Source organism: Curtobacterium citri, from assembly GCF_030362955.1.
In the GTDB taxonomy this organism is placed as follows: domain Bacteria; phylum Actinomycetota; class Actinomycetes; order Actinomycetales; family Microbacteriaceae; genus Curtobacterium; species Curtobacterium citri.
Map to the genome: position 1 here is coordinate 143,137 of NZ_JAUCML010000007.1, position 20,065 is coordinate 163,201.

Annotated in this window: 22 protein-coding genes; 8 read left to right on the forward strand and 14 right to left on the reverse strand. The window is 72.7% G+C overall.

The annotated features are described in order from the left end of the window. Positions 1-2: 2 nt before the first annotated feature. The 10 genes from QUG92_RS11945 to QUG92_RS11990 form a co-directional block, all read right to left on the reverse strand. On the reverse strand, positions 3-290 hold the full coding sequence (locus QUG92_RS11945) for an HU family DNA-binding protein (protein ID WP_058727660.1): 288 nt from the start codon (positions 288-290) through the stop codon (positions 3-5). A 294-nt stretch (positions 291-584) separates the two neighbouring features. Beyond that, positions 585-890, reverse strand: coding sequence for a 30S ribosomal protein S14 (rpsN, locus tag QUG92_RS11950; protein WP_022903745.1), 306 nt, complete (start codon positions 888-890; stop codon positions 585-587). Between the two features lie 2 nt (positions 891-892). Continuing rightward, on the reverse strand, positions 893-1,063 hold the full coding sequence (gene rpmG, locus QUG92_RS11955; RefSeq protein ID WP_022908193.1) for a 50S ribosomal protein L33: 171 nt from the start codon (positions 1,061-1,063) through the stop codon (positions 893-895). After that, complete coding sequence (gene rpmB / locus QUG92_RS11960) at positions 1,063-1,299, reverse strand: 50S ribosomal protein L28 (protein WP_022903747.1); 237 nt, start codon at positions 1,297-1,299, stop codon at positions 1,063-1,065. Before rpmB ends, rpmG begins: the two co-directional genes overlap by 1 nt. A 271-nt stretch (positions 1,300-1,570) precedes the next feature. Next, a complete protein-coding gene (locus tag QUG92_RS11965) occupies positions 1,571-2,266 on the reverse strand; it encodes an alpha/beta fold hydrolase (RefSeq protein ID WP_289459219.1) in 696 nt (231 codons plus the stop codon). A 10-nt stretch (positions 2,267-2,276) separates the two neighbouring features. Continuing rightward, positions 2,277-2,690, reverse strand: a complete 414-nt coding sequence (locus QUG92_RS11970; protein ID WP_069711965.1) for a Fur family transcriptional regulator — start codon at positions 2,688-2,690, stop codon at positions 2,277-2,279. Beyond that, a complete protein-coding gene (locus QUG92_RS11975) occupies positions 2,687-3,631 on the reverse strand; it encodes a metal ABC transporter permease (protein ID WP_069711964.1) in 945 nt (314 codons plus the stop codon). Before QUG92_RS11975 ends, QUG92_RS11970 begins: the two co-directional genes overlap by 4 nt. Further along, positions 3,631-4,461: a metal ABC transporter ATP-binding protein gene (locus tag QUG92_RS11980; RefSeq protein ID WP_223246552.1), complete on the reverse strand. Its 831-nt coding sequence runs from the start codon at positions 4,459-4,461 to the stop codon at positions 3,631-3,633. Before QUG92_RS11980 ends, QUG92_RS11975 begins: the two co-directional genes overlap by 1 nt. 56 nt (positions 4,462-4,517) lie before the next feature. Continuing rightward, complete coding sequence (locus QUG92_RS11985; RefSeq protein ID WP_289459220.1) at positions 4,518-5,435, reverse strand: metal ABC transporter solute-binding protein, Zn/Mn family; 918 nt, start codon at positions 5,433-5,435, stop codon at positions 4,518-4,520. 114 nt (positions 5,436-5,549) lie between these two features. Further along, positions 5,550-6,818, reverse strand: a complete 1,269-nt coding sequence (locus QUG92_RS11990) for a PTS transporter subunit EIIC (RefSeq protein ID WP_182047315.1) — start codon at positions 6,816-6,818, stop codon at positions 5,550-5,552. A 183-nt stretch (positions 6,819-7,001) separates the two neighbouring features. Between QUG92_RS11990 and QUG92_RS11995 the strand changes: the two genes are divergently transcribed. Together QUG92_RS11995 and QUG92_RS12000 are read left to right on the forward strand one after the other, a co-directional pair. Further along, on the forward strand, positions 7,002-7,238 hold the full coding sequence (locus QUG92_RS11995; protein WP_069711960.1) for a PTS sugar transporter subunit IIB: 237 nt from the start codon (positions 7,002-7,004) through the stop codon (positions 7,236-7,238). Further along, positions 7,235-7,687: a PTS sugar transporter subunit IIA gene (locus QUG92_RS12000; protein WP_289459221.1), complete on the forward strand. Its 453-nt coding sequence runs from the start codon at positions 7,235-7,237 to the stop codon at positions 7,685-7,687. Before QUG92_RS11995 ends, QUG92_RS12000 begins: the two co-directional genes overlap by 4 nt. A gap of 106 nt (positions 7,688-7,793) precedes the next feature. Here QUG92_RS12000 and QUG92_RS12005 read toward each other — a convergent pair whose 3' ends face one another. Continuing rightward, complete coding sequence (locus tag QUG92_RS12005; RefSeq protein WP_289459222.1) at positions 7,794-8,528, reverse strand: GntR family transcriptional regulator; 735 nt, start codon at positions 8,526-8,528, stop codon at positions 7,794-7,796. A 116-nt stretch (positions 8,529-8,644) separates the two neighbouring features. Between QUG92_RS12005 and QUG92_RS12010 the strand changes: the two genes are divergently transcribed. From QUG92_RS12010 to QUG92_RS12035, 6 genes are all read left to right on the forward strand, one after another. Next, positions 8,645-9,280, forward strand: coding sequence for a response regulator (locus QUG92_RS12010; RefSeq protein WP_182047316.1), 636 nt, complete (start codon positions 8,645-8,647; stop codon positions 9,278-9,280). Further along, positions 9,273-10,478, forward strand: coding sequence for a sensor histidine kinase (locus QUG92_RS12015; protein ID WP_289459223.1), 1,206 nt, complete (start codon positions 9,273-9,275; stop codon positions 10,476-10,478). Before QUG92_RS12010 ends, QUG92_RS12015 begins: the two co-directional genes overlap by 8 nt. Before the next feature lie 115 nt (positions 10,479-10,593). Next, positions 10,594-12,627: a bifunctional lysylphosphatidylglycerol flippase/synthetase MprF gene (locus QUG92_RS12020; RefSeq protein ID WP_289459224.1), complete on the forward strand. Its 2,034-nt coding sequence runs from the start codon at positions 10,594-10,596 to the stop codon at positions 12,625-12,627. Further along, positions 12,624-13,904, forward strand: coding sequence for an alpha/beta hydrolase (locus tag QUG92_RS12025; RefSeq protein WP_289459225.1), 1,281 nt, complete (start codon positions 12,624-12,626; stop codon positions 13,902-13,904). The genes QUG92_RS12020 and QUG92_RS12025 overlap by 4 nt, the downstream gene beginning before the upstream one ends. A gap of 90 nt (positions 13,905-13,994) precedes the next feature. Continuing rightward, positions 13,995-16,019, forward strand: a complete 2,025-nt coding sequence (locus QUG92_RS12030) for a hypothetical protein (protein ID WP_289459226.1) — start codon at positions 13,995-13,997, stop codon at positions 16,017-16,019. Continuing rightward, on the forward strand, positions 16,016-16,663 hold the full coding sequence (locus QUG92_RS12035) for an ATP-binding cassette domain-containing protein (RefSeq protein WP_289459227.1): 648 nt from the start codon (positions 16,016-16,018) through the stop codon (positions 16,661-16,663). The genes QUG92_RS12030 and QUG92_RS12035 overlap by 4 nt, the downstream gene beginning before the upstream one ends. A 40-nt stretch (positions 16,664-16,703) precedes the next feature. On the opposite strand, the gene QUG92_RS12040 is transcribed toward QUG92_RS12035, so the two are convergent. The 3 genes from QUG92_RS12040 to QUG92_RS12050 form a co-directional block, all read right to left on the reverse strand. Continuing rightward, positions 16,704-17,276 carry a GNAT family N-acetyltransferase gene (locus QUG92_RS12040; protein ID WP_289459228.1) on the reverse strand — a complete coding sequence of 191 codons (573 nt, stop codon included), beginning with the start codon at positions 17,274-17,276 and terminating at the stop codon, positions 16,704-16,706. Between the two features lie 120 nt (positions 17,277-17,396). Beyond that, positions 17,397-19,001: a dihydrolipoamide acetyltransferase family protein gene (locus tag QUG92_RS12045; RefSeq protein WP_289459229.1), complete on the reverse strand. Its 1,605-nt coding sequence runs from the start codon at positions 18,999-19,001 to the stop codon at positions 17,397-17,399. Between the two features lie 32 nt (positions 19,002-19,033). Then, positions 19,034-19,993 (reverse strand): alpha-ketoacid dehydrogenase subunit beta, encoded by a 960-nt coding sequence (locus QUG92_RS12050; protein WP_289459252.1) that lies wholly within the window; start codon positions 19,991-19,993, stop codon positions 19,034-19,036. Positions 19,994-20,065: the final 72 nt, after the last annotated feature.

The window sequence follows — 20,065 nt, forward strand, 5'->3', positions numbered from 1 at the left end:
TGCTACTTGACGGCAGCCTTGAGCTTCGAGCCGGCGCTGACCTTGACCGAGTCGCTCGCGGCGATCTCGATGGCGTCACCCGTCTGCGGGTTGCGGCCGGTGCGCGCGGCGCGGTGGGTCTTCTCGAAGGCGATCCAGCCCGGGATGGTGACCTTGGTGCCGTCGGCGACCGATGACGAGACGACGCTGAACAGCGCGTCGACGACGCCGTTGACGGTGGCCTGGCTCTGGCCGGACTCCTGCGCGACGGCAGCGACGAGCTCGGTGCGGTTCAGTGACTTGTCAGCCATGGATGTCCTCCTCGGACTTCTTGCAGTGTCGGTGGGACGTTCGGGACGCCCGCCCGCCCGGAGCGGGTGCCCTGGACGTGGTGGCTCCACAGGCGAGCACGCCGGGCGGAACCGACAGCGAACCTACCAGCCAGCGGGTGTGCGGACGACCGACTCGCCCGGATTTCCGGGCTTGTCGAGGGTTCCGAGGGGTCCGAGTGACGGATGTGACGATCGTGACGGCCACTCAACGACCCGGGGGACGACGAACGCCCCGTCCCTCGGAGGGGACGGGGCGTTCGTGCGGGATGGTGCTTACCAGGAGCTCTTCGTGATGCCCGGCAGCTCGCCACGGTGGGCCATGTCGCGGAAGCGGACACGGCTGATGCCGTACTCACCGAGGTGGCCACGGGGGCGACCGTCGATGGCGTCGCGGTTGCGGTAGCGCACCGGCGACGCGTCGCGCGGGAGCTTCTGCAGGCCGACGCGGGCGGCCTCACGCGACTCGTCGGTGCCGTTCGGGTCCACGAGGGCCTTCTTCAGCTCGAGACGACGCTCGGCGTAGCGCGCGATGACCTCGGCGCGCTGGTTGTTCTTCGCGATCTTGCTCTTCTTCGCCATGCTTAGCGCTCCTCACGGAAGTCGACGTGCTTGCGGATCACCGGGTCGTACTTCTTGAGCACGAGACGGTCCGGGTTGTTGCGACGGTTCTTCTTGGTCACGTAGGTGAACCCGGTCCCCGCGGTGGAGCGGAGCTTGATGATCGGACGGACGTCCTGACCCTTCTTGGCCATCAGATCTTCTCCCCACGGGCGAGGAGATCCTTGACGACGGACTCGATGCCGCGTGCGTCGATCACCTTGATGCCCTTTGCGCTGAGCGTGAGCGTGACGTTACGACGAAGCGAGGGCACGTAGTACGTCTTCTTCTGCACGTTCGGGTCGAAGCGACGCTTCGTCCGGCGGTGCGAGTGCGAGATGTTGTGTCCGAAGCCGGGGGTGGCTCCGGTCACCTGGCACACTGCTGCCATGGTTTCCTCCTGAGGTACCGAGCGACCGGACGGCCGCTCCCAAGTTCACTTGCCTGGCGCACACGCGCAGGTCCGTCGGAACGGGCTGCGAGGGGGTTGTGTGCACCGCCCAGGCCCGCGGACCCTGTCGAAGGGGCTGCGAGCACCGCGCGACCGCGGCGTTCGCGACGGTCGGAGGGCTTGGAACAACTGGGTCTGCCACGCGGACGCGGCGGACCAGGGGTCAACACTACGCGACGACCGGGCGTGTCACAAGCCGGGGCGCGTCCGCCTACAGCCCGGTGGTCGGCCGCGGCGCGAGCGCCTGCACCAGGAGCGCCCCGAGCTCCCCCGGCGCCGTGAACATCGGCCAGTGCCCGGTCTCGAGGCCCACGATCGTCAGGTCCTCCACCGCCGAGAGCTCGGTCGTCCAGGCGTGGTGCTCCGCGACCATCGCCGCGAGCTCCGCCGCCGGGACCTCGCAGGACACGACGGTCGCCGGGATCCGGTGCCGTGCGGCATCGGTGTAGTGGAACGGGTCGGAGGGCACGGCAGCCGGTTCCGGGACCGCCCGGCGTTCGAAGGCCTCGCGCAGCTCGGGCGTCATCCCCCGGACGGTCGCCGGCTCCCACACGTCCCACGACGGCAGCGGCACGACGCCGTCCACCACGGGCAGCTCGTCGTTGACGCACCCGCCCTCGGGCCCGGGGAACGTGTCGACGTACAGCAGGTGCGCCACGAGCGAGGGTCGCCGGTCCGCGGCCATGAGCACCATCGGGCCCGCTCCCGAGTGGCCGGCGAGCACGACGGGTTCCTCGGGTGTCGCGACCTCGTCGAGCACCGCGACGATCCCGGCGACCTGCTCGTCGAGCGTCGCGCCGGTCCGCGTGACCGCCTGGACGGAGTGCCCGGCCTCCTGCAGCACGGGCGTCACCTCGTCCCACGCGCTCGCGTCGAGCCAGAACCCGGGCACCAGGATGACGTGCATGCGCGGGAGGCTACTCCCCGGTGCGCGCCGCGGTGCAGACCGCGCACTCGCCGAAGATGTCCACGACGTGGCTCGCGTTCGTGAACCCGTTCGCGGCGGCGACGTCCTGCGCCCACCGCTCGACGGGGTCGGCCTCGATCTCGACGGTCCGGCCGCAGTTCCGGCAGATGAGGTGGTGGTGGTGCCGGTCCGTCGTGCACGCACGGTAGAGCGACTCGCCGTCCTGCTGCAGCGAGTCGGCGTCCCCCTCGGTCGCCAGGTCGGCGAGCGCCCGGTACACCGTCGCCAGTCCGATGGTGGACCCGCCGTCGCGCAGGTGCTGGTGGAGCGCCTGCGCGCTGACGAACCCCTCGGTGCCGGACAGCGCGCTGCGCACCGCCTCGCGCTGCCAGGTGTTCCGCTTCGGCTTCTGCACGGCGTTCATGCGGTGACTCCTTCCCTGCGGGTCGCGTCGGTCGACGCGTCGGTCCCGGACGGGAGGCTCGGTGCGCCTCCGTCGGTCTGCTCGCGGTCCGCGATCCGGTCGCGTCCGCGCCGGTCCTTGCGTCCGCCCACGATGCGGCAGACGACCCAGATCACGAACGAGATCGTCGTGACGTACGGGCTGATCGGCAGGCCGCCGCCGAGTGCGAGCAGGATGCCACCCACGACCGACACCACGGCGAACACCGTCGAGAGCACGGGCACGACCACGGGGTGCGACGACAGGCGCAGCGCGGCGGCCGCGGGGGTGACGAGCAGCGAGAGCACCAGCAGCGCACCGACGATCTGCACGGAGACCGCGGTGGCCAGGCCGAGCGCGAGCATGAACACGATCGCGAGGGTCCGGACCGGCACCCCGGCCGCCGCCGCGACGTCGGGGTCGACCGACGAGAACATCAGCGGGCGCCAGACGACCAGGAGCGTGACCACGACGATCGCGGAGACGACCACGAGCGAGGTCAGCTGCGGGTTGTCGACCGAGACGATCTGCCCGGTCAGCAGCCCGAACTTGTTCGCCGCCCGGCCCTTGTAGAGCGCCAGGCACAGGATGCCGAGCCCGAGACCGAACGGCATGAGCACGGCGATGATCGAGTTCCGGTCGCGGGCCCGCGAGCCGAGCAGCCCGATGAGCAGCGCCGCGACCACCGACCCGACGAGCGAGCCGGTGACGACGTTCACCCCGAACAGCAGCGCGGCGCTGGCCCCGGCGAACGAGAGCTCCGAGATGCCGTGCACCGCGAACGGCATGTTGCGGGCGACGACGAACGGGCCGATGAGCCCGCCGACGATGCCGAGCACGGCGCCGGCCCAGATCGAGTTCTGCACGAGGACCAGGAGCTCGCCGTAGTCCTGGAACGAGAAGACGGTCGACAGGACGTCCATCAGATCCGCCCTTCGTCCGGTGTGGTGGCGTGTGGGTCCGGGTCGCAGTGGTGGTGCGCCCCGGTCTGGTCGTGGGCCTCGTTCGCACCGACGATGACGATGCGGCCCATGGTCCGGACGACGTCGACGGGGGTGCCGTAGAGGTCGGAGAGGACGTCGGCCCGCAGCACCTCGTCGGGCGCGCCGATCCGGAAGCGCCCGCCCGCGATGTAGAGGACCCGGTCGACGACGTCGAGGATCGGGTTCACGTCGTGCGTGACGAACAGCACGGCGGCGTCCTGCTGGCGGCGCTGCCGGTCGATGAGCTCGGTGACCCCGCGCTGGTGCCGCAGGTCCAGCGAGATGAGCGGTTCGTCGCACAGCAGCAACGCGGGGTCGGCGGCGATGGCCTGCCCGACGCGGGTGCGCTGCTGCTCGCCCCCGGACAGCTCGGCGACCGGGGCGTCCGCGAACGCCGTCGCGCCGACCTCGTCGAGGATGCGGTCGATGCGCGCTCGCTCGGCACGACTCGCTGGTAGGACGCCCCAGCGCGACCCGGTGACCCCCTGCGCGATCATGTCCCGCGCGCGGAGCGGCGTGCCGGACTCCATCAGGCGCTGCTGCGGGATGTACCCGATCCTCCGGTGCCCACGGCGGACGGGTCGGCCGAGGAACGACATCGTGCCGCCGGTCAGGCGCTGCTGGCCGAGGACCGTGCGCAGGAGCGAGGTCTTGCCGGCGCCGTTCGGCCCGAGCACGGCGACGAACTCGCCCGGTGCGACGTCGAGGTCGAGGTGCGACCAGAGCGCCCGCGAGCCGTAGGACAGTGCGGCGTCGCGGAGCGCGAGCACGGCGGAACCGCCACGGCCGGGAGCCGCAGCGGTTCGCGAGGGGGTCTGGACCGCGGTCACTTCGTGAGCGCCCCCTGGATCGCGTCGATGTTCGCCTGCTGCCACGAGACGTAATCCTCCCCCTTCGGGAGCGTCTCCGTGACACCGACCACCGGGATGCCGGCCTGGTCGGCGGCCTGCTTCACCTGCTCGGTCTCCGGGCTGGACGTCTGCTCGTTGTAGGCGAGCAGCTTCACCTGCTTCTCGCTGAACAGTCGGAGCGTGTCGTTGAGCGCGGCCGGCGGGACGTCGTCGCCCTCCTCGATCGCCTCCGAGAACGCCTCCGGCGTGACGTTGTCGAGGCCCATCGCGTCGAACAGGTACCCGGGCACCGGCTCGGTGTACGACACCTTCTGACCGTCGACCTCCTCCTTGGCCGCCGCGGTCTGCGACTCGAGGTCGTCGAGCTTGCTGGTGAGCGCCTTCGCGTTGCGCTCGAAGGTGTCGGCCTGCGCGGAGTCGAGCTTCGTCAGGCGCTGCTCGACGTCGGCCACGAGCTTGACCATGGTCGGGTAGTCGTAGAAAACGTGCTCGTTGAACTCGGCGTCACCGCCCGCGTCGAGGCCGGAGAGCTCCACCACGTCGATCGTGTCGGCCTTGGTGTCCGAGGCCTTCGCGAGCGTCGTCATGAAGTCGTCGTACCCGCCGCCGTTCTCGATGAGCAGGTCGGCCCGGGACACCGCGAGCTGCGTCCGCGCGCTGGACTCGAACGAGTGCGGGTCCTGCGACGGGTCGTCGAGGATGCTCGTGACCTCGACGTCGTCGCCGCCGACGGTCTTCGCGATCGAGCCGTACACGTTGGTCGAGGCGACGACGCGGACGGTGCCGTCGTCGCTGCCGCTCCCGCTGCCGGACGAGGACGTGGCGCACCCGGTCAGCACGAGGGCTGCGGCGCCGGCGACGAGCGGCAGGGCGAGGAGACGGCGGTTCTGCATGGGACGAGCGTACGGCTTGCTGATAACGGTTGTCAAAACCAGTATCAGCCGAACGACGGACGGGAGGCGCGGCGCCATCCGGCACCGCGCCTCCCGTCCGTCGCGTGGTGGCGACTAGGCCTTGGTGGCGGCGTCGATCGTGTTCTCGGCGATCGTGTCCTCCTCGCGGCCCGGGGTCCGCAGGTTCCACTTCTTGATGACGAAGCTGAACAGGAAGTAGTAGACGACCGCGTACGCCAGGCCGATCGGGATCAGCCAGATCGCCCCGTCCGCCTTGCCGAAGTTCAGCACGTAGTCGATCGCGCCGGCCGAGAACGAGAAGCCGTCGTGGATCCCGAGCGCGTTCACCAGCGCCAGCGACGTACCCGTGAGGACCGCGTGGATGACGTACAGCGGGAACGCGACGAACATGAACGAGTACTCGAGCGGCTCGGTGATACCCGTGACGAACGAGGTGAGCGCCGCGGAGAGCATGATGCCGCCGACGAGCTTGCGGTTCTGCGGCTTCGCGTTCCGCCAGATGGCGAGGGCACCGGCCGGCAGCGCGAACATCATGATGGGGAAGAAGCCCGTCTGGAAGATGCCCGCGGTGGGGTCACCGGCGAGGAAGCGCGGGATGTCGCCGTGCACGACGTCCCCGGCCGCGTTCGTGAAGCTCCCGAGCTGGAACCAGGGGAAGAAGTTGAGCAGCTGGTGGAGGCCGACCGGGATGAGCATGCGGTTCGCGAACCCGAAGATGCCGCCGCCGATGACGGCGTTGTCCGACACCGCCTGGCCGGCGGCACTCAGGGCGATGTCGAAGTAGCGGTAGACGAAGGACATCAGCACGGCGATGACCAGGCCGGCCGCCGCGGTGAGGATCGGGACGAGTCGACGCCCCGAGAAGAAGCCGAGGAAGTCGGGCATCTTCGTCCGGTGGAACCGCTGCCACAGGTTGGCGGCGACGAGACCCATCACGATGCCGCCGAGCACGCCGAAGTTGATCGTGGCCTGGTCGCCGTTCGCGTCCTTGACGCCCGCGAGCACGATCGGCGACATGACGGCGAAGACCTCGTACATGACCATGTAGCCGACCACCGCGGCGAGCGCCGTGGTGCCGTCCGACTTCTTGGCCCAGCCGATCGCGATGCCCACCGCGAAGAGCAGCGGCAGCCACGTGAAGATCGCCTGGCCCGCCGCGGAGATCACGCCGGCGCCGGTCTCGAACCCGGGGATGGCGCCGAGCAGGTCGGGCTGGCCGATGCGGTTGAGGATGCCGGCCGCCGGCATCACCGCGATCGGCAGGAGCAGGCTCCGGCCGAGGCGCTGAGCGTTCGCGAAGAGCCTGGACTGCTTCTTCGGGGTCTTCTTGTCCGGCACGTCCGTTGCAGCAGCGGTGCTCATCGGCGGTCCTCTCGTCATCGGGTGGAGCTGTCGGCGGTGGGTGGGTTGAGTCACGCGTCCGGCGCGGGTAGCCTCGGCGGTACCGCCGGGTCCGGTCCTGTCCGGTCATGACCAGTTCCGTAGTCTGAACCGGTGACCGGATGTGTGTCAACCCGGCACGGAAACCGCAACGAGGAGGAACCGATGGCCGACATCAAGGCAGCCGACATCATCGCCGCGCTGGGCGGGGTCGACAACATCGAGGAGGTCGAGGGCTGCATCACGCGACTGCGTGTCGAGGTCGAGGACGGTGACCTCGTCGACAAGGCCGCTCTGCAGGCCGCGGGCGCGCAGGCTGTCGTCGGTGGCGGCACCGGCTGGCAGGTCATCGTCGGCACCGTGGCCGACAACCTCGCGCAGGACATCCAGGACGAGCTGTGACGACGGTCCGGACCCCCTTCGCGGGGCCGGTCGTCGCCCTCGCCGACGTGCCCGACCCGGTGTTCGCCGGGCAGCTCGTCGGCGCCGGGGTCGCGGTCGACCCGACCGGTGTCGAGGACGCGGTGACCGCCGTCGCCCCGGTCGACGGCACGATCGTCAAGCTGCACCCGCACGCGTTCGCCCTGCAGGGCACCGCCGGGACCGACGTCCTGGTGCACGTCGGCATCGACACGGTGAAGCTGCGCGGCGACGGCTTCGACCTGCTCGCGGCGGAGGGCGACACCGTCCGCGCCGGTGACCCGGTCGTGCGCTTCACGCCCGCGGCGATCTCGGCCGCCGGCTACTCGCCCGTGTGCCCGGTCGTGGTGCTCGGCAGCGCGCCGGACTCCGTCGAGCAGTCCACGGTCGGCACGACCCTCACCGACGGCGCCACGCTCTTCACGGTCTGACGGCCCGGGCGGCGCTGCCGAGCCTCGCCCCTGCGGACAGTTTCGCGGTCCGGTGACCGCGAAGATGTCCGCGGAGCCGAGGCTCGCGGTGCCGTTCGCACCCGCGCTACGCGACGGGACGGGACGCCGTGACCTCCATCTGCACCCGGTAGCGGTCCGACCGGTACCAGGAGCGTGCGTGCTCGACCGGCCGGTCCCCCGAGTACGACACCCGGTCGAACTCGAGCACCGGTGCGCCGGTCCGCGTCCCGAGCAGGGTGGCCACGTCGTCGGCCGCTGCCTTGGCGGCCACGGTCTGTCGCGCCCGGTCGATCGGCGTGCCGTACTCGTCCGCCGCGAGCGAGTACACCGACCCCGACAGGTCCTGCTCGAGGAGCCCCGGGAACGCCGACGCCGAGAGCCAGGCGTCGTCGATCGACACCGGCACCCCGTCCGCCATCCGGAGCCGCTTGAGGTGGTGCGCCGTGTCCCCGTCGGCCAGCCGCAGCGCCGCGACGGTGTCCGCCGGCGGCACGCGTTCCTCGCGCACGAGCACGACCGTCGTCGGCACGTGCCCGAGCGCGCGCATCTCCTCGGTGAACGACGCCAGGTGGAGCGTCGACTGCACCGGACGTCGCGCCACGAACGTGCCCTTGCCCCGCACGCGCTCGAGGTAGCCCTCGTTGACGAGCTGCCCGAGGGCCTCGCGCACCGTGATCCGCGAGACGCCGTACTCCGCGATGAGCTGCCGTTCCGAGGGGATCGCCGCACCGGGGGCCAGCCGCGTGGTCGCGAGGTCCAGCAGGATCCGGCGGAGCTGCTGGTGCTTCGGCTCGGCGCCCTCGGTGATGCGGGTCGTCATGCGGGTCCCCGTGCTCCGTCGCTCGTCGTGACCGGTCGTGCCGGTGGTCATGCGCGGACATGACCAGTTCCCCTCACAGTAGCGAGTCGGTCCGCGTTCGCCAACGGCGTGTCAAGATGACGACCGTGACCTCGGTGGTGATCGTGGACGACGAGACCCTCGTCCGGTACGGCTTCGAACTCATCCTCGGCGCGGCGGCGGACATCGACGTCGTCGCCACGAGCGGCGACGTCGACGCTGTCGACACGGTCCGTCGCCACCGTCCCGACGTCGTCCTGCTCGACGTGCGGATGCCGCGGGTGAACGGGCTCGAGGTCCTCGACGCCCTCCGCGCGCTGCCCGAACCGCCCGCGGTCGCCATGCTCACCACGTTCGACACCGACACGCAGGTCGTCGCGCAGGCGATGGAGTGCGGCGCGGCGGGCTTCCTGCTCAAGGACACCGACCCGGAGTCGCTCGCCGAGTACGTCCGCGCCCTGGCCCGCGGCGGGATCGTGCTCGCGCCCGGACTCGACCGCACGCGGCTCTTCGCGCCCCGCCCGACCGTCGAGGCGCCCGCGCTGTCCGCCCGGGAGCACGACGTCGTGCGCCTGGTCGCCGCGGGCGCGAGCAACCCCGAGATCGGGCAGCGCATCGGCGTGAGCACCGGGACCGTCAAGGAGGACGTGCGCGCGCTGCTCGCCGCCTTCGGCGTCACGACGCGCGTCCAGCTCGCGCTGCGCGCCGCCGAGGCCGGGCTCCTCGATGGCTGAGCGGACGCGCGTCGCGCGCGTCCGCTCACTGCTGGCGCGGACGGACGGGAGGCTCGACGCGCTCGTCGACGCCGGCCTGCGCCGTGCGCGTGCGCACCCCGCCCCCTGGTGGCTGGTGGACGCGCTCTTCCTCGCGGCCGCCGTCGTCGACGCGGTGCTCGACATCGCGGGTGCGACGGCGACCGAGGTCACCGTCTCCGTGGTCGCGGCCGCGGCCCTGGTCCTGCGGCGTCGGCTGCCCGTGCTCACGTTCGCCCTGACGATGCCCGCACTCTTCTTCGGGTCCGGGGTCGTGGCGGCGAGCGTCGCGCTGTTCACCCTCGGCGAGCGGACGGACCGCCGGTGGCTCATGCTCCTGGCGGCCGCGGTGCAGTTCGTGGGCTTCAGCGGCTTCGTCGTCGGGCCGCCGCAGCAGCTCGACGAGATCGTCGTCTCGGTCGTCTACGCGCTCATCTTCGCGCTCGGTCCGCTCGCGATCGGGCTGCTCGTCCGGACGCGGGCGGACCTGGTGGACCGGATCGCCGAACTGCGGGCGTCCCGGAGCGAGGAACGCCGCCAGGCCGCGGCGGTGGCGCTCTCCCGCGAGCGCGCGCTGCTCGCCCGCGAGATGCACGACGTCGTCTCGCACCAGGTCACGCTGATCGCGGTGCAGGCCGGCGGCGTGCAGATGGCCGGACGCGACGAGCGCGAGCGCGCCTTCGCCCGGACGATCCGCCAGCTCTGCGTCGTCACCCTGCAGGAGCTCCGCGAGATGGTGCTGGTCCTGCGCGCGTCCGGCGGGACCGACCGCGAGACGGCCCCGCAGCCGGTGCTCGCCGACCTCGACCGGCTCGTCGCGGCGAGCGGACTCGAGACCGAGGTGGCGGTCGACCTGCCCGACACCCTGCCCCTGCCCGTGCAGCGCGCGGTCTACCGGTTCGTGCAGGAGGGGCTCACGAACGTCCGGAAGCACGCCCCCGGCGCGCGGGTCCGGGTGAGCGGTCGGCTGCACGGGGACCAGGTCCTCGTCGACCTGGTCAACGGCCCGGCGCAGGCCGAGCGGCTCGAGCTCCCCGGCTCCGGGCTCGGCCTCATCGGCCTCGGCGAGCGCGCCTCGCTGCTCGGCGGCCACCTGGAGTCCGGCCCGCAGCCCGGCGACGGGTTCGCGCTGCACCTGCGGCTGCCGGTCGAGCACCGTCCGGGCGTGCCCGTCCCCTGACGTCGCACCCGGGCCGGACCACCACCGCCCGGGGGATGCCCGGTGGCCGACCGGCCACCGCGGTTCACGCCGTCGCCCGATGTCCCGACTCTGGCCACCCGGCTGTGATGGCACTGTGGACCCCACAGCTCTCGTCGCCGCCCTCCGTCGGCACCCCGTCACGACCGGCGTCGCCGTCGTCGCGGTCCTGCTCGCCGTCACCGCACGGATCGCGCACGCCGAACCGGACTTCCCGCACCACCCGCCGGTCGCCTGGTTCGCCCTCGCGCTCGTCGTCGCGGCGACCCTGCTCGCCGAACGGACCCTCGGCCCGCTGCGCACCGTGCTGATCGGTGCCGGCGCACCCCTGGTCGCCGTCGGCGTGACGTCCCTCGCGGTGACCGTCGGGGTCGCCGTCGGTGAGGCGCACGCACAGGCCGCCTCCGGCGAACCGCTGTTCGCGCCGTCCGCGGTCGCGACCGCACTCCTGGCGGCCGTCTCGGCGTCGATGCCGCCGGCCCGACGGCGGCGCGTCCGCGCCGTCCTCTGGACGGTCGTGCTCACGCTGGTGCTGTTCGCCGGGCACGGGTCCGACACCGCCCGCGCCCTGGCGACCCTGGCCGGGACCGCAGCCGGCGCGCTCGTGGTGCGCCGCGCCTCCCGGCCGGCCCCGACCGCACCCCGCGCCGACCGCACCGTCGTCACGGAACCCCGTCCGGTCGTCGTCGCGACGCTCGTCGCGCTCGGTGCCGGCACCCTGGTCACGCTCGTCGTCCCGGACCCGGACGGGGTCCTCTCCCCCTTCGCCGACGCCATGAGCGACCGCGCGACCGTGCTCGTGGGCGTGCTCCTCGTCGGCGCGGCCTGCCTGGTCCGGCGCGGACGTCGCACCGGGATCGTCCTGGCCGCGGGCCTGCTCGTGACGCTGTCGGCCGTGCTCGCGGACGTGTTCCTGATCGAACCGCTGCAGGACGGGTTCGTGCAGTGGCAGGGGCTGACGACCGACCAGGTCGAGTGGCAGGTCACCCTGCTCGGCGCGTGGGCCGTGCCCGCCGCGGTGCTCCTGGCGATCGTGGTGCTCCGCGGTCGGCTCGTGCGGGCCCGCTTCACCGCGAGTGCGACCTGCCCGGAGACGTACCTCGGCATGCTCCGCGAGGGCGACGCGGGCAGCCTCGGACACATGGGCACCTGGCAGGGCAACGCGACCTGGACCCACCCGGACGGACTCGGCGCCGTCGCCTACCGGGTGCACGGCGACGTCGCGCTGACCGTCTCCGACCCGGCCTGCGCCGCGGCGGACCGGGCCGAGGTCGTCGCCGCCTTCGCGCGCGCCTGCGAGCGCAACGGCTGGGTCCCCGCCTTCACGAGCGTGCACGAGCCGGTGCGCGCGATCCTCGCGGCGGAGGGCTGGGCGTCGTTCCCGGTCGGCGTCGAGTCGGTCCTCGACGTGACGACCTTCGACCTGCGCGGGAAGAAGCGACAGGACCTCCGCACCGCGTCGAACCGTGCCGACCGCGAGGGCCTCCGCGACGAGTGGACGACGCTCGCCGCACTCGACGCCGACCGGCGCGCGCAGGTCGAGGCGATCTGCACCCGGTGGGCCGCCGACCGGCGCCTGCCGGAGATGGGCTTCACCCTCGGGGGCTTCCACGAGCTCGACGACCCGGACGTGCGCCTGCTGCTCGCGGTGACCGCCGAGGGGCGGGTGACGGCGGTGACGAGCTGGCTGCCGATCCACGAGCACGGGACGCTGACCGGGTACACACTGGACGTCATGCGACGCGGTGAGGACGGGATGCCCGGCGTGATGGAGTTCCTCATCGCACGGACGGCCCTGCGTGCCCGCGAGGCCGGGCTCGCCACGATCAGCCTCTCCGGCACGCCGCTCGCTCCGCACGCCGACGCCGGGTCGTGGGTCGCGCGCGGGTCGGCGCTCGTCGCCCGTGCCCTCGAGCCCGTGTACGGCTTCCGGTCGCTGCAGCGGTTCAAGGAGAAGTTCGGGGCCGCGCACGAGCCGCTCTGGCTCGTCGTGCCGAGCGCCCTGCAGGCACCCCGGGTCGCGCGCGCCCTGACCACCGCGTACGTGCCCGGCCTCCGCCCGAAGCACCTCTGGGCACTCCGTCAGGCGCACGTCGGCGCGGGCTCCTCGCGCGTCGGCGCCCGTCGGTGAGCCCGACCGAGTGGCTGCTCGCGACCCAACTGCAGGCGCCGTCGAAGCTCGTGCCGGCCGACCTGGCGTTCACCGTGCTGGCCGTCGCCGTCCTGCTCCCCGCCGTCCGGCAGTGGCGGTCGCAGCAGGCGTGGCGACGGGTCGGCCTCCGGGCGGCCATCGCCGGTGCCGCCGCGCTCGTGGTCCTCGGCGCGTGCTGGTTCACCACGCAGGTCGTCGACCTGTTCGGTGTCGCCCTCAGCCCGGTGACGCAGATGTGGAGCGCGTTCGCCGGAGCAGCACTCGCCCTCGCCGTGACCGGCCTCGTGCAGGGCGGCCGGTGGCGTCGGACCCTCGCGGTCGTCCTGGTGCCCGCGGCGCTGCTCGTGCCCGCTCTCGGCATCAACGTCGAGTTCGCGAAGTACCCCACGCTCGGCACCGTCGTGCAGAGCGACCCCTGGCCCGCGTACGACCCGGACGCTGCGCCGCTCGCCGCACCGCCGGCCGCCGGCATCGTGCGGACCGCCGAGATCCCCGGCACCCGCTCGCACTTCGCGGCCCGGCGCGCGGTGGTCTGGCTGCCACCCGCCGCCCTCGTCCGGGACCCCCGGCCGCTGCCCGTCGTGATCGCCTTCTCCGGGCAGCCGGGTGCCCCCGGGGACCTGTTCACCGCCGGTCGCCTGGCGGAACCGCTCGACGCCTACGCCCGTGCCCACGACGGCCGCGCACCGATCGTCGTCAGCGTCGACCAACTCTCGGCACCCGGGCGGAACACGATGTGCGTCGACTCCCGGCTCGGCGACGTCGCGACGTACGTGACGCAGGACGTGCCCGCGTGGATCACCCGGAACCTGCCCGCCACCACGGACCGGAAGGCCTGGGGGCTGACCGGCTTCTCGCAGGGCGCCACCTGCACCATGCAGTTCCTCACCGGACACCCGGCGGACTTCGGCGCGGCACTGGCCGTGTCGAGCGAGCTCCAGCCGGTCGACCAGGGCCCGCAGCACAGCGCCGACCAGGCGTTCGGTGGGTCCCTGGCGGCGTGGCGGGCCGCGGCGCCGATCGCGCAGATGCGGGCGAACGGGCTCGACGGGCACGCGCTGTGGCTGACGGCGGGATCGGCCGACCGGGAGTTCAGCGAGAACGCGCGGCGGCTCGGGGAGGCTGCTCGTGCGGCCGGGGCGCGGGTGTCGATCGGGTCGGCGCCGGGGAGCGGGCACGACTGGAACACGGTGCAGTGGTCGTTCCGGACTGACGTGGGGCCGTTGGCGGATGCGTTGTTCGCGGCGGAGGACTAGCGCGGAACCAAATATCGTACATCCGGTGTTTGACCGCAGTGCTGCAGTTCCGCCACGCTGATCGGACACGTCAGCGGAGCGGAAGGACGCATGCGATCCCGCGCACTCGTACTCGCCTACGCCATCCCGCCCGTCCTCGCGTTCGTCCTCGCCTTCGTGGGACTCACCGTGGCGGACGAGACCAGCGTGGTCGGGGCGACGTCCTCGGTCACCGTCTCCCTCGACGGCGCGGCGCGGTCGAACCGGATCGTCGCCGGAGCGATCACCCGCGTCGCCGTGGAACACCACGCGACCGTCGTCCGGATGGTCGCCGACCGCGCGGACCCGGACGGTCGCCGGACAGCGCTCGTGACCGACGCTCCGGGGACGCTCGGCGAGCGGTGGCTCCGTGACGGCTACCCGGACTTCTCCCGTGCGGTGTCGACCCGGGTCCGGCCCGTGTCCGACCTCGACCACGTCGATCCGACCGGCACGTACGAACTCTTCGGTGACGACGCCGCCCGCCACGACCTGGTCCGCGCCTTCGACTCGGTCGGTTACCGAGCGACGACCGAGTCGACCCCGGCGCTCGCCCGACTCGGCATCGGTGACACGGTCGACGGCACCCTCGGTCTGGTCGGCGTCCTGGTGCTCGGATCGGCCACCGCGTGCCTGGTGGCGACGGTCGGCTCGCCGCGACGCTGTGCGGTCCCCCGACTGCACGGGCAGAGCACCGTGCGGATCCTGCGGCAGGAGCTCGGTGCGCTGCGGACGAGCGCGGCGGTCGCGCTCGTCGGCGCGCCACTCGTCGGCGTCGGCACCTGGGTCGTCAACGGCGCAGCGCAGTGGCCGGCACTCGTCGCCGCGTCCGCGCTGCTGTGCGCCGCGCTGCTCGTGCCGGTGCTGCTCGCCCACGCGACGGGCGTCCTCCTCGCCTGCCGACGCCCCCTCGTCGACGCCCTCCGTGGGTCGCGGCCACCGGGTGGCGTCGTCGGCCTCGCGCACGCCGCACGCCTGGCGGCGACACTGCTGCTCGTCGCCGCGGTGAGCGGTCTCGTCGGCGCCGAGGTCGTGGCGCGGACGTCCGGCACCGAACGCGACCTCCGCGCGGCTGGGACGGCCGTGCAGCTCTGGATCACGCCGGACCCCCGACCGATCGGGTCGCAGGTGTACTGGGACCGGCTCGGCCGGTTCGTCGGTGGCGCACTGCAGGACCACGACGCACTGCTCACCGCGCTCAGGGAGGTCTCGACCGGCGAGGGCGGCGCGGGGGTGTCCGCGCTCTTCGTCGATGCCGAGTACCTCCGGCTCCAGGACGTCCGCGCAGTAGACGGCACCCGCATCCGTGCCGGTGCGACGCCGACCGTCTGGCTGCCCGAGCGCAGCAGCCTCGACCCGGACGCGCTCGTCGGTTCACTCACCGACTGGGACTTCCGTGACGGGCCCGCTGCGGCCACCGAGGACGTCACCGTCGGGCGGCTCGGCACGCCGGAGCTCTGGACGTACCCGGACGGCGGTCGGGTCCGGGGGTGGGTCGACGACGCCGTCCTGGTGGTCGTCCCGACGCCGGCCACGATGTTCTCGGCGGACCAGCTCGGCTCGTGGCTGTCGACCGGCGACGTCGTGTTCCGCGACCGAGCGCGCGCGGAGCGGGCGATCCACGCTGCCGGGGTCGGCTCGGAGATCAGTGCCGTGGTCGACGTCGGACAAGCGGCAGCCGAGACGGCACGCGGTGCCGGACGGACGGTCGTGGCCCAGTCCGCTGCCGTCGTCAGCGGCGCCGTGGTGGCGGTCGCGCTCGCCGTACTGGCGACGTCGGCACACCGTCGCCGACACGGACGGGCCAGGTTCGCGAAGACCGTCGCGGGCGTCCACCCGGTGCGAGCGGACGCCGACCTGCTCGCCGTGGAGGTGGTGTCGGTCGCCGTCGCAGCGGTCGCGGCGGGTGCGGCGTGGTCCCGGCTCAGGCCGGATGCAACGTGGCAGGTCTCGACGCTGGACCCGCTGACGCAGACCGCCACGCCGGCAGCGCTGCTCGCGATCACGGCCGCGATGGCGGTGTCGCTCGTGAGCACCGGGATCGTCCTCGGCACGGCTCGGGGCACCGACAGGACCCGAGGAGACGGAGCACGATGATCGACGTCCTGGCCGTCAGCAAGCAGCGGGGCGGTCGCACGCTCTGGGAGGACCTCTCCTTCGCGGTCGCGCCCGGCGAGGTCGTGGCGCTCACGGGGCCGAGCGGCTGCGGCAAGTCGACACTGCTCGACTGCGTCGGGCACATCGACCGGGTCGACTCCGGGACGATCACCATCGGTGGCGTGGACGCCGGGCGGAGTGCGCGTCGCGCGCGACTGCTCCGACGCGACCACATCGGGTACCTGTTCCAGGACTTCGGTCTCGTCCACGACGCGACCGTCGGCGCCAACGTCGACCTGGCCCGTCCGACGGGGCGCGGCCGACGCCGGAGCACGTCCACCGCCGCGGCACTCGAGCAGGTCGGCCTCGGCGGCCGCTCGACCCACCGCACGTACGAGCTGAGCGGCGGCGAACAACAGCGCGTCGCCCTCGCACGGCTCCTGGTGAAGGAGCCGTCGGTCATCCTCGCCGACGAACCGACCAGTGCGCTCGACGACGGTAACGCCGCGATGGTGCTGGACCGGTTGGAAGCCTTCGCCGCCGACGGCGCTGCCGTGCTCATCGCGACGCACGCGCCGTCGGTGACCGCGCGCGCCACGCGGGTCGTCACGCTCCACGACCGACGGGATCGCGGCGCTGCCTGACCCGCCCGGCGGCTTCGGGCGGCGGTGCTGGATGCCCGCGTCAGGCGTTGCGGACGAGCCAGGCGAACTGGTCGTCGGTGAGCTCCCGGTCGGTCCACACCTGGCCCGACACCCCGCCCGGTGCCGCCACGGACGCCGGCCCCTGCCACACGAGCGACAGCCCGGCCTTCCGCAGCACCGCTGCCGAGGCCGGGTTGTTCGTCAGCACCCGCCCGGTGACCGGCGCGCACGGGGCGACCCGGTTCGCCTGGGCCACCGCCGCGGCAGCGATCTCACTCGCGTAGCCGTGCCCCCACGCCGACGGCGCGAGGCGGTAGCCCAGGTTCCAGACCCCCGCTGCGGTCATGTCGACGCCACCGATCCCGACGAAGGTGCCGTCGGGTGTCCGAACGGCCCAGGAGCCGAGACCGTGCCGTGCGCGGCCGCCGATCTTCCGCTGGACGAGGTCGACCGTGGTCGCACGGTCGACGTGCCGACCGGAGGGCAGGTGCGCCCACGTGCGGGCGTCCGAGAAGACCGCGTGCGCGTCGTCGATGTCGGCGGGCGTGAGCGGTGTGAGCACCAGGCGATCCGTCCGGATCTCCTGCTGTGGGGTCAGGAGCTGGTGGGCCATGCACCGATCATCACCCGCACCGCCGACAAGCCGGTGAACACCACGCGACGTCCGCGCGATCCGGCCCGGCGCTGCGGCATCGCGCAACACCGGACCGGCTCCGTCGGTCCGATCGCTCGGCTAGTCGAGCAGGAGCGCCGGCTCCTCGAGCACCGAGGCGATGTCGTGCACGAAGCGCGATGCCACGTCCCCGTCGACGACCCGGTGGTCGAACGACGCACCGATCGTGGTCACCATGCGCGAGCGGACCTCGCCGTCGACGACCCACGGCTTCGGCTTGATCGTGCCCATCGCGACGATGGCGACCTCGCCCGGGTTGAGGATCGGCGTGCCGGTGTCCATGCCGAACACCCCGATGTTCGTGATCGTCACGGTGCCGTCGGCCATCTGCTGCGGCGTGGTCTTGCCGTCGCGGGCGGTCAGGGTCAGGTCCTCGAGCGCCTTCGCGAGCTCGAACAGCGACATGTCCTGCGCGTCCTTGATGTTCGGCACGATCAGCCCACGCGGGGTCGCCGCGGCGATGCCGAGGTTCACGAAGTGGTGGACGATGATCTCCTGGTCGGTCCAGGTCGAGTTCACCGACCGGTTCCGCCGGACGGCCCAGATCACGGCCTTCGCGAAGACGAGCAGCGGCGAGACCTTCACCCCGGCGAACGTCGGCGAGGACTTCAGGCGCTTGACGAACTCCATCGTGCGGGTCGCGTCGACGTCGACGAACAGGGACACGTGCGGTGCCGTGAACTTCGACGTGGTCATCGCCTTCGCGATGGCCTTGCGGACGCCCTTCACCGGGATCGTCTCGCGACGGACGTCGCCCCACTCCGGCGTCTCGATGTTGCGGAACACGCCGGCCTGCTTGGCGTGGCGGATGACGTCGTCGCGGGTGACCTCGCCGGCGAGGCCGGTCGGCACGACCTCGGCGAGGTCGACGTCGAGGTCCTTCGCGAGCTTGCGGATCGGGGGCTTCGCCAGGACGATGCCCGACACGACGGCCTTGCGCGGTCGGGAGCCCTGCTCGCCGACGGCCTGCGAGATGCTGTCCTCGCCCGGGTCGGCAGCCGCTTCGGCCGCGGCGACGGCGTCCGCACTGGAGGCGCGGCTCGCCTCGGCCGCGAGCGCTGCGGCCCGCCGCGCGCCCGGCTTCCGGCGGGACGGCGACGTGGTCGCGGAGCCGTAGCCGACCAGGACGGCGCCGGACGACTCGTCGGTGCCGACGACGGTGGCGTGGTCCGCCACCGGTTGCGCCGGAGCGGCGTGCTTCGGCTGCGAGGCGGCGGGGGCGGGCGCGGGCGCTGCTGCAGGAGCGGGCGCCGCGGCCGCGCGCGGGGCCTGCTGCGCCGGGGCCGGAGCGGCCGGAGCCTGCGCGACGGGAGCCGGCACGGCTGCCGCGGCAGGCGGGGTGGCCTGCACGTCCGGCGAGGCCGGGACGCTGTCGGCGACCGGCGCCGTGCCTCCCGGCTGTGCCGCACCCGACGCGACCTGCGCGTCGGAGTCGACCCGGATGATCGGCTTGCCGACCTCGACGGTGTCACCCTCGGACACGAGCAGTCCGGTGACGGTGCCGGCGAACGGGGACGGGAGCTCGACGAGCGACTTCGCGGTCTCGATCTCGACCAGGACCTGGTCGACGGCGATCTCGTCCCCGATCGCGACGCGCCACTGCACGATCTCGGCCTCGGTCAGGCCTTCGCCCACGTCGGGCAGGGGGAATTCGGCGGCGGGCACTGCGGCTCCTTCGAACGTTCTGGTCGGCTCGGTCAGTATGCGAGGGCGCGGTCGACGGCCTCGAGGACACGGTCCGCGTCCGGCAGGTGGAGGTGCTCGAGCTTCGACACCGGGAAGGGCACGTCGAACCCGGAGACCCGGATCGGCGGCGCCTGCATCGTGTAGAAGCACTGCTCGGCGACGGTCGCGGCGATCTCGCTGCCGACGCTCACGAAGCCGGAGGCCTCCTGCGCGATGACGACGCGACCCGTCTTGCGGACCGAGGCGAGCAGCGGCTCCCAGTCGATCGGGGAGATCGAGCGGAGGTCGATGACCTCGCAGCTGGTGCCCTCGGCCTCGGCGATGTCCGCGGCCTGCATGAGCGTGGCGACCATGGCGCCGTGCCCCACGAGGGTGACCTCGGTGCCGGTGCGGGCGACGCGCGTCGTGTGCATCGGGACGTGGCCGTCGACGAGGTCGACCTCGCCCTTCGGCCAGTAGCGGGACTTCGGCTCGAGGAACACGACCGGGTCCTTCGACGCGATCGCCTCCTGGATCATCCAGTAGGCGTCGTTCGGCGTGCTCGGGCTGACGACGCGCAGGCCCGGGGTGTGCGCGAAGTACGCCTCCGGGGACTCCTGGTGGTGCTCCACGGCGCCGATGTGCCCGCCGTAGGGGATGCGGATGACGACCGGCAGCGACATGTGAGGCGGCAGACGGTTCTGCATCTTGGCGAGCTGCGAGGTGATCTGGTCGAAGCCCGGCCAGACGAACCCGTCGAACTGGATCTCGACGACCGGGCGGTAGCCGCGCAGGGCCAGGCCGATCGCGGTGCCGATGATGCCGGCCTCGGCGAGCGGGGTGTCGCGGACGCGCTCGGCGCCGAAGCGCTCCTGCAGGCCCTCGGTGATGCGGAACACACCGCCGAGCTGGCCGATGTCCTCGCCCATCAGCAGGACCTTGTCGTCAGCGGCCATCGCGGCGGCCAGGCCGGCGTTGAGCGCCTTGGCCATCGGCAGGGTCTGCACGGGTTCGCTCGGGATCTCGCCCGCGCCCGGGTGGGCGCGGAGCGTGTAGTCGAAGAG